The organism is uncultured Xylophilus sp. (genome assembly GCA_913776965.1).
GTDB lineage: Bacteria > Pseudomonadota > Gammaproteobacteria > Burkholderiales > Burkholderiaceae_C > Xylophilus.
Genome location: CAJYQL010000063.1, coordinates 31,972 through 43,872 on the forward strand (window position 1 = coordinate 31,972; position 11,901 = coordinate 43,872).

Sequence of the window (11,901 nt, forward strand, 5' to 3'; positions counted from 1 at the left end):
TCAGGCGGCCGGCGGCAGCGGCTGCAGCACGCCGAAGTGCTCGCGCTCGGGTTTGCGGCCGAGCGGCCCGAGCAGCGACGGCGGGTCCGGCAGGCGGGTGTCGGGCAGCCGGTCGAGCAGATCGCGGATCAAGGTGAGCCGCCCGACCCGCTGGTCGTTGAAGTCCACCAGCGTCCACGGCGTGCGCTTCTTGTGGGTGGCGGCGAGCATCGCCTCGCGCGCGGCGGTGTAGTCGTCGTAGTGCAGCCGGGCCTTCACGTCCACCGGCGAGAGCTTCCAGCGCTTGAGCGGATCGGCGTCGCGCTCGGCGAAGCGTTCTTCCTGCTGGGCCTGGTCGGTGGTCAGCCAGTACTTGAATAGCCGGATGCCGTCGTCCACCAGCATGCGCTCGAACACCGGCACCTGTCGCAGGAAGGCCTCGACCTGGTCCTGGGTCGCATAGCCCATCACCTTCTCGACCCCGGCGCGGTTGTACCAGCTGCGGTCGAACAGCGCGATCTCGCCCGCCGCCGGCAGGTGCGGCACGTAGCGCTGGAAGTACCACTGCGTGCTTTCGCGCTCGGTCGGCTTGGGCAGCGCCACGGTGCGGCACTGGCGCGGGTTCAGGTGCTCCGACACGGCCTGGATCGCACCGCCCTTACCGGCGGTATCGCGGCCCTCGAAGAGGATCAGGATGCGCTGGCCGGTCGCCTCGGCCCAGCGGGCCATGCGGGCGAGCTCGATCTGCAGCGGTTCGAGGGCGTGGGCGTAGTCCTTGCGGGAGAAGGCGGAGGCCATGGCGGTCGTGGGGCAGTGGTGTGTCTGATGATTCCAGCACGGCCGGCCTACGGCAGCGGTTGCAGCCTGTTGCGGCAGCGGCGAGGAAAAATTTTTAGAGCCGGGTGCGATAACGCCGCTTTTGCGGGCTAGAATTCGCCCCCTCATCGCGGGAATAGCTCAGTTGGTAGAGCGCAACCTTGCCAAGGTTGAGGTCGAGAGTTCGAGACTCTTTTCCCGCTCCAGATTCGCACCTTACGGCTCCTGCCGTCCGGTACTGCAAGCAAAAAGCCACCTTCGGGTGGCTTTTTGCTGGGCGCGCGGTTTAGTCTGCCGCGGTCGGCGGCGCGCCGTTCTCCGGCAGCGCCAGGTACGGACCCAGGTCCGCCCGCGCTTCCTCCTCCAGACAGCCGACCGTCACCGCCACGCCCGCGTCGCGCAGGATCGCGATGCCGCGGCCGGCATTGCGTGGATCGGGGTCGAGCATCGCCACCACCACCCGGCCGATGCCGCGCGCGGCCAGCGTCTTCGCGCACGACGGCGTGCGGCCGTGGAAGGCGCAGGGCTCCAGCGTCACATAGGCGGTCACCTCGGCGAGCGGCCCGTCGAGCACGGCCATCGCCTGCGCCTCGGCATGCGGCTGGCCCGGCGGCTGGGTGAAGCCGCGTGCGACGATGGCGCGGTCCCGCACCAGCACGCAGCCGACCGGCGGATTGGGCAGGCACGCCGGCAGCGCCCGCCGACCCTCGGCCAGGGCGGCGCGCATCCACGCGATCGCGTCGGGATCGTGCGGTCCGGGCGCCGCCGTCATGCCGCCGGCGCCACCGAAGCGCCCTGGATGCCGTGGCGCGCCAGCGCGGCGGCGACGAAGCCGCTGGCCTTCTGTTCTTCCACATAGGCGTGGAGAAACGCGGCGGCGGCCTCGCCCCGGCCCTTGGGCAGCCCCATCGCCTGCTGGATCACCATGAAGCGGCCCGGCAGCAGCCGCAGGCCGGGGATGCGGTGGGCGTCGGCTTCCAGCTGCTGCTTCACGCCGGCGGCCACGTCCAGGCCTTCGGCGACGAAGGTGTCCACCACCGTCTGCGACGACGGCGCCCGCACGATCTCGGCGGCCTGCAGTTCGCGGCTGAGGAACAGGTCGTAGGCACTGCCCTTGCCGACCGCGACCCGACGGCCGGCCCGGTCGACCTCGGCGTTGTCCCGCAGCGGGGACTTGTCCGGAACCAGGTAGGCCCCCTCGATCAGGACGTAGGCGGCGGTGAAGATGATGCCGGCCCCGCGCGCCGGGTCGATCGCGAAGAAGCCGACATCGGCCTGCTCGTGCGTCACCGCGTCGACCGACCGGCCGGCGGTATCGAAGACGACCGGCTCCATCGGCACGCCGAGCCGCTCGGCCAGGCCACGGGCCAGGTCGACCGACACGCCGCAGGGCGCGCCGGAGGGGTCGCGGCCGGCGAGCACCGGATTGCCGAGGTTGATCGAGGCGCGCATCACGCCGGTGGGCGCGAAGGCGGCGAGGAGGGCGGGGGTGGTGTCCATGGAAGGCGGGGCCGGGAGGAAGGGGCAGAAAGGGGCTGGGCCTGCCATTCTGCCGATCCGGGTCGCCGCCGGTGCGCCCGCGCGCATGCAAGGGTTTCGGCAGCCGGCGGAAGCCCCGCCCGGGCACGGACATGCCGCTGCCGCTACCCTCTGCCGCCATGTCCGACTCGCGTTTCGCCGACCTGTCCGCCGATCCGGCGCTGGCCTCCCCGCTGCCGGGAAGCGACCCGCTTCCGCTGCCGCCGGCAGCAGAGGTCGTCGCTACGCCCCCGCCGGGCGCCGGCCTCGGCCGCATCCATGCCCGGCGGCTGCGCGACATCTACCGCTCGGCGGGCTGGCCCTGCCAGGACCTGGTCGAGGTCGAACTGCTGGCCGCCGGCATGGTGCAGCGGCTGCAGGACGCCCAGGGCCGCGAGTCGCTGCGGGTGACCGACGCCGGCATCACGCTGCTGGCCGAGACGCTGCTGAAGAACCGCGCCGCGCTGTCGCAGCACCAGGCGCTGGAGGAGCGGGTGGCGCGCGAGATGCAGCGGGCCGGCCGGATCGTCTGGCGCGGCCTGTCGCTGCGCGCCCAGGTGCCGGGCGTGGCCGAGGAGGACCCGCAGCGCTGGTGCATCGCCAAGCCCGACGTGTTCTCGATCCGCAACACCACGGTGGAGCACTACGTCGAGCCGATCGTCCACGAGATCAAGGTGCGCCGCGCCGACCTGCTCGGCGACCTGCGCCGGCCGGCCAAACGGGCCGCCTACCTGCACATGAGCAGCGAATGCTGGTACGTGCTCGGCTACGACGGGCGCGGCCGCTGCATCGCCGCGCCGGAAGAGGTGCCGCTCGAATGCGGCGTGATGGTGTACGACGGCAGCCGGCTGTCGGTCGCGCGGCCGGCGCCGCGCCGGGCGATGGCGCTGCCCTTCGCCACCTGGATGGCGCTGGCGAAGGCGAGTCCGCTGCCCCGCCAGGGCGAGGACCAGGGCCTGCTCGCGCCCTGCGACGACGCGGACGACTGCGCCGCGTTGTAGGAACCGGTCAGCCGCGCCGCGCGGCGCCGTCCCACTCGGCCGGCGGCGGCCGGTCGGCAAGCTGCTGGGTCTTCAAAACGAGAGCCCGGCCCCTCCGGGCCTGACCCCATGAGCACCACGCCCCGCACCGGCCAGGCACCGCCCCACCTGGACCGCGCCACCTTCGGCGAACGTTTCCGCCTGCGCTATTACGACCCGGCTTTCCGGACCGAGGACGCGGCCATTGCCCGGCTGGAGGCGATCGCCTGGGAAGCCTACGAGGACGGCCGTAAGGCGCCGATCACCGTCAAGGCCGGCCCCGGTTTCGCCGATCCGGACTACGACGTGGCGACCGAATGGATGGACACCCACCGCCGCCTGGCCGATGCGCAGGCTCGCTGGGACGCCCCGGCGACCATCCCGCGCATCCTGCTGATCAACGGCAGCGCCCGCAACGACGGCACCTGCCCGGGCGAAATTTCCAAGACCTGGCGCTTCAACCAGATGGCGCGCCGCGTGGTGGAAGACGCCGGCATGGAGGCCGACCTGCTCGACCTGAGCCTGGTCACCTCCGAATACGGCCGCACCATCCACCCGTGCAAGGGCTGCCTGTCCACCGCGATGCCGCTGTGCCACTGGCCCTGCAGCTGCTACCCCAACCATTCGCTCGACCAGGCCGACGACTGGATGGCCGAGATCTACGAGCGCTGGGTCTCGGCCCACGGCATCGTGATCATGGCGCCGACCTACTGGAACCAGTCGCCGAGCCCGCTCAAGCTGATGATCGACCGGCTGGTCTGTGCCGACGGCGGCAACCCCGATCCGTCCAGCACGCACGGCAAGAAGGCCCAGGAAGCCAAGGACATCGAGGCCAAGGGCTGGGACTTCCCCAAGCACGTGGCCGGCCGCGTCTACGGCGTGGTGGTCCACGGCGACGTGTCGGGAGTGGAATCGCACCGGCGCAACCTGACCGACTGGCTGGACTGGATGGGCCTGATCCCCGCCGGCCACTGGTCCACGCTCGACCGCTACATCGGCTACTACGGCCCGTACTACGACAGCCACGAGACGCTCGACCGCGACACCGACGTGCAGGCCGAGGTCCGCAATGTCGCGGTCTCGGTCGTCGAAGCCGTGCGCCAGCTGCGGTCAGGCGACCTGCGCCAGCCCGACCGCCAGGTGCGGCCGCCGCGGCCGAAGTGAGCCGCCGTTCCATCTGCCGTCACCGCATTTCCCTTTTCCTCCACCACCACCGTTCCTGAAAGGACACCACCATGATCGAGAAGACCGCCAGCGTTCACTGGGAAGGCCCGGGCAAGAAGGGCCAGGGCCAGATCAGCACCGAGACTGGTGCGCTGGACCGCTACCCCTACGGCTTCGGCAGCCGCTTCGAGGACGACCGCAAGGGCACCAATCCCGAGGAGATCGTCGGCGCGGCGCATGCGGCCTGCTTCTCGATGGCCTTCGCCTTCGCGGCGGAGAAGGCCGGCTTCGCGACCCGCACGGTCGACACCACCGCCAAGGTGCGGCTCGCCAAGGACGGCGAAGGCTTCAAGATCGACCTGATCCACCTGACGATGGAAGCCGCGATCGACGGCATCGACGAGGCCCGCTTCCAGGAACTCGCCCAGACCGCCAAGCGCGACTGCCCGCTGTCGAAGGCGCTGGCGTCGGTGCCCGAGATCACGCTGACCGCGACGCTGCGCCCGTAAGCCCGGCCCCACCGTCCCTGTCGTTCCCCACCGGAGACACACCATGCGCTTCCGCCCCACCGCTTCCGCCCTGCGCGGCACCCTGATCGCCGCCGGTCTCGCCCTGACGGGCCTGGCCGCGACCGCCCAGACGCCCAACGCCACCTACCAGGCCGAGCGCGCCCGCTGCGAAAGCGGCGCCTCGGGCCAGGACCTGGCGGCCTGCCGTCGCGAGGCCGGCGCCGCCCAGGACGAGGCCCGCCGCGGCAACCTGACCACGCCCGCGCCCGGCCAGCAGGCCGGAAACGCGACAGACCGCTGCAGCGCGCTGTCGGGCGGCGCGCGCGAGGACTGCCTGAAGCGCAGCGGTGCGGCTGCCGATCCGAAGTCCACCACGACCTCGAGCGGCAGCGTGCAGGGCGGCGGCATCATCCGCGAGACGGTCACCACGATTCCGGCGCCCGCGCGCTGACAGGTCCTGCAGGGACGGTCCGTCAACCCGCGGCCGGCGATGCCCGCCGCGCCGCCGCGATCAGTTCCACGAACCGGCGCGCCGCCAGGCCGAGCGGCCGCTCCCGCGACCACACCACATCCACCCACAGCGGCGTGCCGTTGGTGAGGTTGTCGAGCTGCAGCACCTGCAGCGTGCCGGCCGCGAGCTGCGGTGCGACGAAGTTGCGCGGCAGCCAGCCCCAGCCCAGGCCGGCGGTCAGCAGCCCGAGCGCGGCGACCGGGCTGTCGGTGCGCCACACATGGCGCGAGAACACGAAGCGCGGATCGACCGCATCCGCCGCCCGGCTCGCCACGACGATCTGACGCGCCGCCGCCAGATCGCTGTCGCGCAGCCCGCCCGCGGGCGGCTGCGCGGCCAGCGGGTGGTGCGGCGCGACCACCGCGGTCAGCGTCTCGCTGCCGACCTCCTGAAAGGCCTCCCGCCCGTCGAGGCCGGGCCGCTCGAACACCAGAGCGAGCTGGGCATCGCCGGCATGCAGCAGGCGCAGCGCATCGGCCTGCGGCGCGGCCAGCACCTCCACCTCCAGCAGCGGGTGTTCTGCGGCGATCGCCTGCAGCGGCGCGATCCACTGGGTGGACATGAGCTCCGGCGCCACCGCCAGCGTCAGCCGCGGCTCCAGCCCCTGGCCGAGCGCAAGCGCCTGCGCGCCGAGGGCCCGCAACTGCCCGCCGACCAGCCGCGCCTGCGGCTCCAGCGCCCGGGCCGCCGCGGTCGGGCGCGGCTCGCGGCCGCGGCGGTCGAACAGTTCCAGGCCGAGTTCCGCTTCCAGGTGCGCGACCGCCATGCTGACCGCCGACGGCACCCGGCCGAGGTAGCGCGCCGCCGCCGAAAACGATCCGTGGTCGAGCACCGCCAGAAACACCTGCACCGATTCGGTCGTAAACGCCATCGCGCGATCTTTCAAATGGACTGATACAAGCTGACTTTTTATATCAGCTTCACGCACATACAGTGGCGCCATCGTTTTTTGTTGTCCGTGAGGAACCACCATGCAGGGCATCCGCCGCCGTGTCGTCTATGTCAGCCTGTACGAGGGCATCGCCATCGTGGTCGCCAGTGCGGGCCTGTCGGCGATGACCGGCCAGGGCGTCGGCCATGCGACCGGCGTGGCGGTGGCCGCATCGGCCATCGCCATCGTCTGGAACCTGGTGTTCAACGCGCTGTTCGAGCGTTGGGAGGCGCGCCAGCCGGTGCGCGGCCGCAGCCTGGGCCGGCGGGTGGCGCATGCGATCGGTTTCGAGGGCGGGCTGATCGCCTTCCTGGTGCCGCTGATCGCGTGGTGGTTCGGCGTCAGCCTCTGGCAGGCGCTGTGGATGGACCTGGGACTGGTGGTGTTCTTCCTGGTCTACACCTTCGTCTTCAACTGGGCGTTCGACGCGGTCTTCGGTCTGCCGGCCTTGGCGCAGGCGGGCGATGGTCCGGAAGCGGTTCGGGCCTGAAAAGGGCTCTGGCGCCCGTCCTGCATGCGCTGACAGCTATACAAAAGATAGCGATTATTTTCAGCGGACGGGCAGGAACTGCAGCAGCTCGATCGCCATCACGCTGTGCACATAGTTGATGACCGCGCGCCGGTAGCGCTCGGTGGCGAACACCGCCAGCAGATCGAGCCGGCCGATGATCTTGCCGAATTCGCGCTCGAAGCTCAGGTTGCGGCCGCGCCCGGAGATCTCGTCGGCCAGCAGCAGCGGCCGGCCGGCGGCGTCGCGGCGCTGGGCCAGCATCCACACCAGGATCTCGATGTTGCGGGCGCCGTTGTAGACGTACTGCGGCTCGATCCGGTCGAGGATGGTGAAGCGGGTGCGGCCGCCGTAGGCGGTGACCAGCATGTCGGCCGCGGCATAGACGACCGCCGCGACCCGGTCGCCCGCGAAGTCCGGCGACAGGGCGAGCGACAGCGCATCGATGTCGCGGCGGCCCTGCAGCGCCGGCCAGGGTGCGCGGGCTTCTATCGCGGCCTGCACCTGGCGGGCGGCAGCGTCGGCGCTGTCGGCGCCGCCCTTGCGCCACTGCGACGGGTTGCGCCGGTACAGCTTCTCCATGATCCGGTAGAGGCTCTCGAGGTTGGCCTGCATCGACAGAACGGTCAGCCGGTCGATGGTCGTCTGCACCAGCTCCTCGGCCTGCGGCACGGTCGCCGGCACCACGCCGTGCGGCGCCGGCGGCGTGGCGCAGCCGGCGAGCGACAGCAGGGGCACGAGCGGCACGGCGGCCACCAGACGGCGGCGGTCCGGGTGCGGACGAAGGTGCGGGCGGGCAGGCGGCGCGGTCACCGGGCGATTATGGAAGCCGTGCCGGCACTGGTTTTTTTATCAGTATCCGGCGGCAGACGGCCGCACCCCGTGCAACACTCGACGCATGTCTTCCAGCGAATGGGCCGATGCCGGCCTGCAGGCGTTCGATGCGGTGGTGCAGGCCAGCGCGGGTTTCCGCGGCCGGCCCGGCCAGCGGCGCATGGCCGCGCAGGTCGCCGGCACGCTCGCCGCCGCCACCCTCGGCAAGACCGGGGAGGGTGAGGACGACGACGGCGCGGCGCCGGCCCGGGCGATCACCGTGGTGCAGGCCGGCACCGGCGTCGGCAAGTCGCTCGCCTACTGCGCGCCGGCGATCGCGATCGCGCTGGCCCGCAACACCCGGGTGCTGATCTCCACCGCCACCGTCGCGCTGCAGGAGCAGCTGGTCCACAAGGACCTGCCGGCGCTCGCCGCGGCGCTGCCGCAGCCGTTCAAGTTCGCGCTGGCCAAGGGGCGCGGGCGCTATGTCTGCCAGCTGAAGCTCGAGCGGCTGAGCGGCATCGCCGCGCCCGGCGCCGAGGACGGCGACACCGACGAGGACGACGACCTGTTCGCCGAGGAAGAGGCTGCTGCCCGGGCCGCCCGCGCCGCGCGACCGGCCCACGAGGTCGAGGCGCGCATCCGCTTCTACGCCGGCGTGGCGCAGGCGCTGGCCCGCGGCGCCTGGGACGGCGACCGCGACACGCTCGACACGCCGCCCGCCGCCGAGGTGTGGGCGCCAATGGCGGCCGACGCCTCGTCCTGCACCGGCCGACACTGCCCGTCGTTCCAGCAGTGCGCGTACTACGAGCGGCGCAAGGTGCTGGTCGGCGCGCAGGTGATCGTGGTCAACCACGACCTGTTGCTGGCCTCGCTCGGCAACCGGCTGCTGCCGGACCTCGACAACTGCCTGCTGGTGCTCGACGAGGCCCACCACCTGCCCGCCACCGCGCTGGCGCAGTTCGCCTGCCGCATGGACCTGGGCCGCCACACCTGGGCCGAGCGGCTGGCGCAGCGCGCGCTGCGCACCGGCATGCGGCTGGAGGTGCCCGAGGCGCCCGACATCCCGACCCACGCCGCCTGCATGCGCGCGGCGATGCAGACCACCGAGCGCATCGCGCTCGACCTGTTCGGCCCGGCCCTGACCGCCGCGTCCGGCAAGGGCCCGGGCCCGGCCCGCCTGCGGCTGCCGCGCGGCGAACTGCCGCAGGCGCTGGAGGCCCCGCTCGCCGAGATCGCCCACCATGCGAGCGGTTTCCTGGAAGCGCTGCGCGCCATTGCCAAGGCCCTGCGCGCCGAGATGCGCGACCACCCCGAGAACGCCCGCCGGCTGTCCACGCTCTACGCCCAGATCGGCGCGCTGGCGCCGCGGCTCGACGAGGTGTTCGAAACCGCCCAGCTGCTGCTGCGCGAGGCGCCCGCCGGCGGCGTGCCGGCCGCCAAGTGGTTCACGCTCGAACTGCCGCCGCCGGACATCCCGGGCGCCGCCGCCACGCTGCAGGTCCACGCCAGCCCGCTGTTGCCGGGCAGCACGCTGCGTCACCACCTGTGGCGCCAGGCGCGGGGCGCAGTGCTGACCTCGGCCACGCTCACCAGCTGCGGCCAGTTCGATTTCTTCCTGCGCGAGGCGGGCCTGCAGGGCGACGATGCGGTCACCACGCTGGAGGTGCCCAGCCCGTTCGACTATCCCGCGCAGGGCCGGCTGGTCACCGCCGTGACCCGCGCCGACCCGCGCGATGCGGCCGGCTACACCGCCGAGATGGTGCAGGCGCTGCTGCGCGACATCGCCACCGTGCGGCACGGCGCGCTGGTGCTGTTCACCTCGCGCGACCAGCTGCGCCAGGCGGTCAATGCGCTGCCCGAGGCGCTGCGGCCGCGGGTGCTGGTGCAGACCGCGCTGCCGCGCATGCAGCTGCTCGCCACCCACCGCGAGCGCATCGCCGCCGGCCGGCCGTCGGTGATCTTCGGCATGCAGTCCTTCGGCGAGGGCCTGGACCTGCCCGGCACGCTGTGCGAGGCGGTGTTCATCGCCAAGCTGCCGTTCGCCCCGCCGGACGATCCGGTCGGCGAGGCGCGTGCCGAATGGCTGCGCGGCGTCGGCCGCGATCCGTTCGTGGAACTGGTGGTGCCGGCGACCGCCATCCGCCTGGCGCAGTGGGTGGGCCGCGCGATCCGCACCGAGGAGGACCAGGCAAGCGTGTACTGCTACGACCGGCGGCTTGTGCAGACGGCGTACGGGCAGCGGTTGCTGCAGGGGCTGCCGGCGTTTGCGCGGATCGAGGTGGCGGCTGGGGCGGGGGCTGTGCCGGCGGTTTGACGTCCTGGTCTTTCAGGCGGGCGAGGGTGGTGCCTTGTGGTCCGGACCGGGTCGGCGGGTACTCCCCTCCACGAATGTCGCCCGGCCTTCGGCCTCTCCTTGATTTCGCTGCGGGGAGCAACCACCACCCCGATCCTGCGTGGCGCAGGGATTGAGCAGCGACGACGGACAGTGCGCCACGCATGAACCGAAGGTCGAATCCCAGACCTCTAAGAGGGTGTAGACGAAATCAACTGGCCTGAACATTGCGAGTCATCTGCCTTCGATGCAGGAGTTGGCGATGACAGACCACGGGCCTGGTGATGGTGAGAAAGCGGTCAACCGAGGCGGCACGCCCGCGGCGCTGACGCCTCAGCACATTTTTCTGCCGCGCGAGGTCGTTGCCCGTATGCCGCATGCGACGCTCGACGAACTTGCTGACGAGCTTAGTCACCTCGGCGGTGTCCGCGTCTGCGCTGCCACCATTCGCAGGACGCTGCGTGTGCAGGGCATCGTACGCTCGATGCCAGTGCGGCAGGCCGGGGGCAAGTCGGTTGAGTCGGTTGTACCCGTCGCCTCACCGAAGCGCTACGGCCACACCGCAGCACATCGGCGTGAGGCCGGGCAATACAGCACCGATCTGGCCGATGCCGAATGGCAGTTGGTCGCCGATCTTTTCGAGCGTCCCGAGGGGGAGCCGCGGTGCGCCGGCATGCTGCGAGCGTCGGCGCCTGGTCGATGCCTGCTGCTATGTGCTGCGCACAGGCTGCGCCTGGCGGCTCCTGCCGTCGAGCTTCGCACCGTGGCAGGCGGCCTGAAGGCCTTTGTGCGTTGGGTCGAGGTCGATGCCTTCGAGCAGATGCAGGACCGGTTACGCCAGCAGTGGCGAGCCCGCATGGGCCGCAAAGCCGAAACGAGCGCGGCCGTCATCGACGCTCAGTCCAACCGCGCCTCACCGCAGGGTGGCGAGTGCGGCTACGACGCCGGCAGAAAAGTCAAATGCAGAAAGCGCCACCTCGTGGTGGGGTTGCTGTTGGCCGTCACGGTGACTGCTGCCAATGTGCAGGACCGCGACAGCGCTGCCGAGGTCGTAGCGCAGGCGTGCCGCAAGGACCCTTCCATCGAACGTCTCTACAACGACGGGGCCTAAGGCGGTCAGTGCGCCCGAGCAATAGAGCAGACCCCACGGCATCCGGGTCGAGGTCGTGCGCAGGCCTGGCAACCGATCAACCGGCACCCTCCATGATCCACAGCAATCTCTCTGTCAGGAGCCTGTCCGAAGCTTCGTCGTGCTGCCCAAACGCTGGGTCGTCGAGCGGACCCATGCCTGGAACGAGCGCTGGCGCCGCATGGTCATGCACCACGATCGCAAGACCTCGATCTCCACTGCCTGGGCCTTGCTCGCCGAGGCGCGCATCCTGCCCAGCAGGCTGGCCCTTGCTAGTTGATTTCGTCTGTACCCTCTTAGAACGCCTATGCAGTGAACAAACCGACCTTCGTTAGCAACCGCACCGACTTTCGCACGCGAAAGCCAACCCAACGCCCCGACCGGTCTCACTCGCAGCGAGACTAAAATCCGCATGTTGGTGCTCGCCCTCCTGTTCTGGAGTGCAGTTCAACGGGAAGCAGCAGGGCATCCGCCTGAGCTGCGCTGCCCCCGCAACGGTCGACGGAAGGTGCCTGCACTGGCACACCAACCCTCTCGCGCCACTGGCCTCGCAAGACGCTGGGAAGGCAAGGAATTGGATTTCTGTCCAGCCCGGATACCGGCCAACACGGTGGTCGCCGCATACCTTTCAGGCGTGTGGTGACCGTAACGTCCAGACCCGGCGGGGAT

Annotated in this window: 11 protein-coding genes, 1 tRNA gene, 1 pseudogene and 1 riboswitch; of the genes and pseudogenes, 8 read left to right on the forward strand and 5 right to left on the reverse strand. The window is 71.1% G+C overall.

The annotated features are described in order from the left end of the window. Nucleotides 1-777, reverse strand: a complete 777-nt coding sequence (gene ppk2 / locus QZ500_RS09270; RefSeq protein ID WP_295854143.1) for a polyphosphate kinase 2 — start codon at nt 775-777, stop codon at nt 1-3. Nucleotides 778-925: 148 nt separating this feature from the next. Here ppk2 and QZ500_RS09275 point away from each other — a divergent pair. Next, nucleotides 926-1,001, forward strand: a tRNA-Gly gene (locus tag QZ500_RS09275). Between the two features lie 80 nt (nt 1,002-1,081). On the opposite strand, the gene QZ500_RS09280 is transcribed toward QZ500_RS09275, so the two are convergent. Beyond that, nucleotides 1,082-1,567 carry a bifunctional diaminohydroxyphosphoribosylaminopyrimidine deaminase/5-amino-6-(5-phosphoribosylamino)uracil reductase RibD gene (locus tag QZ500_RS09280; protein ID WP_295854145.1) on the reverse strand — a complete coding sequence of 162 codons (486 nt, stop codon included), beginning with the start codon at nt 1,565-1,567 and terminating at the stop codon, nt 1,082-1,084. Continuing rightward, complete coding sequence (locus QZ500_RS09285; RefSeq protein WP_295854149.1) at nt 1,564-2,295, reverse strand: ABC transporter substrate-binding protein; 732 nt, start codon at nt 2,293-2,295, stop codon at nt 1,564-1,566. Before QZ500_RS09285 ends, QZ500_RS09280 begins: the two co-directional genes overlap by 4 nt. A gap of 158 nt (nt 2,296-2,453) precedes the next feature. Here QZ500_RS09285 and QZ500_RS09290 point away from each other — a divergent pair, with 158 nt between their 5' ends. The 4 genes from QZ500_RS09290 to QZ500_RS09305 all read left to right on the forward strand — a co-directional run bounded on the left by QZ500_RS09290 (nt 2,454) and on the right by QZ500_RS09305 (nt 5,456). Next, nucleotides 2,454-3,314 (forward strand): hypothetical protein, encoded by an 861-nt coding sequence (locus tag QZ500_RS09290; protein WP_295854151.1) that lies wholly within the window; start codon nt 2,454-2,456, stop codon nt 3,312-3,314. Nucleotides 3,315-3,422: 108 nt separating this feature from the next. Further along, nucleotides 3,423-4,496: a flavodoxin family protein gene (locus tag QZ500_RS09295; protein WP_295854152.1), complete on the forward strand. Its 1,074-nt coding sequence runs from the start codon at nt 3,423-3,425 to the stop codon at nt 4,494-4,496. A gap of 71 nt (nt 4,497-4,567) precedes the next feature. Further along, entirely contained in the window at nt 4,568-5,005 is a 438-nt protein-coding gene (locus QZ500_RS09300) for an OsmC family protein (protein WP_295854155.1), read from the forward strand. A 43-nt stretch (nt 5,006-5,048) separates the two neighbouring features. Continuing rightward, a complete protein-coding gene (locus tag QZ500_RS09305; RefSeq protein WP_295854158.1) occupies nt 5,049-5,456 on the forward strand; it encodes a hypothetical protein in 408 nt (135 codons plus the stop codon). Between the two features lie 22 nt (nt 5,457-5,478). Here QZ500_RS09305 and QZ500_RS09310 read toward each other — a convergent pair whose 3' ends face one another. After that, nucleotides 5,479-6,387: a LysR family transcriptional regulator gene (locus QZ500_RS09310; protein ID WP_295854161.1), complete on the reverse strand. Its 909-nt coding sequence runs from the start codon at nt 6,385-6,387 to the stop codon at nt 5,479-5,481. A gap of 100 nt (nt 6,388-6,487) precedes the next feature. Between QZ500_RS09310 and QZ500_RS09315 the strand changes: the two genes are divergently transcribed. Beyond that, a complete protein-coding gene (locus QZ500_RS09315) occupies nt 6,488-6,937 on the forward strand; it encodes a PACE efflux transporter (protein ID WP_295854163.1) in 450 nt (149 codons plus the stop codon). 60 nt (nt 6,938-6,997) lie between these two features. Here QZ500_RS09315 and QZ500_RS09320 read toward each other — a convergent pair whose 3' ends face one another. After that, nucleotides 6,998-7,768: a hypothetical protein gene (locus tag QZ500_RS09320; protein ID WP_295854166.1), complete on the reverse strand. Its 771-nt coding sequence runs from the start codon at nt 7,766-7,768 to the stop codon at nt 6,998-7,000. An 85-nt stretch (nt 7,769-7,853) separates the two neighbouring features. Here QZ500_RS09320 and dinG point away from each other — a divergent pair, with 85 nt between their 5' ends. Together dinG and QZ500_RS09330 are read left to right on the forward strand one after the other, a co-directional pair. Continuing rightward, nucleotides 7,854-10,085: an ATP-dependent DNA helicase DinG gene (gene dinG, locus QZ500_RS09325; RefSeq protein ID WP_295854168.1), complete on the forward strand. Its 2,232-nt coding sequence runs from the start codon at nt 7,854-7,856 to the stop codon at nt 10,083-10,085. 265 nt (nt 10,086-10,350) lie between these two features. Further along, nucleotides 10,351-11,512 (forward strand): annotated as a pseudogene (locus tag QZ500_RS09330) (IS5 family transposase). 119 nt (nt 11,513-11,631) lie between these two features. After that, nucleotides 11,632-11,854, forward strand: a riboswitch (cobalamin riboswitch). Nucleotides 11,855-11,901 lie beyond the last annotated feature (47 nt).

What these genes read in the sequence shown, in the direction of transcription:
- QZ500_RS09285 (WP_295854149.1), bottom strand. Translation starts at nt 2,295, where the DNA reads ATGGACACCACCCCCGCCCTCCTCGCCGCCTTCGCGCCCACCGGCGTG.
- dinG (WP_295854168.1), top strand. Translation starts at nt 7,854, where the DNA reads ATGTCTTCCAGCGAATGGGCCGATGCCGGCCTGCAGGCGTTCGATGCG.
- QZ500_RS09295 (WP_295854152.1), top strand. Translation starts at nt 3,423, where the DNA reads ATGAGCACCACGCCCCGCACCGGCCAGGCACCGCCCCACCTGGACCGC.
- QZ500_RS09280 (WP_295854145.1), bottom strand. Translation starts at nt 1,567, where the DNA reads ATGACGGCGGCGCCCGGACCGCACGATCCCGACGCGATCGCGTGGATG.
- QZ500_RS09305 (WP_295854158.1), top strand. Translation starts at nt 5,049, where the DNA reads ATGCGCTTCCGCCCCACCGCTTCCGCCCTGCGCGGCACCCTGATCGCC.
- QZ500_RS09315 (WP_295854163.1), top strand. Translation starts at nt 6,488, where the DNA reads ATGCAGGGCATCCGCCGCCGTGTCGTCTATGTCAGCCTGTACGAGGGC.
- QZ500_RS09310 (WP_295854161.1), bottom strand. Translation starts at nt 6,387, where the DNA reads ATGGCGTTTACGACCGAATCGGTGCAGGTGTTTCTGGCGGTGCTCGAC.
- QZ500_RS09290 (WP_295854151.1), top strand. Translation starts at nt 2,454, where the DNA reads ATGTCCGACTCGCGTTTCGCCGACCTGTCCGCCGATCCGGCGCTGGCC.
- ppk2 (WP_295854143.1), bottom strand. Translation starts at nt 777, where the DNA reads ATGGCCTCCGCCTTCTCCCGCAAGGACTACGCCCACGCCCTCGAACCG.
- QZ500_RS09300 (WP_295854155.1), top strand. Translation starts at nt 4,568, where the DNA reads ATGATCGAGAAGACCGCCAGCGTTCACTGGGAAGGCCCGGGCAAGAAG.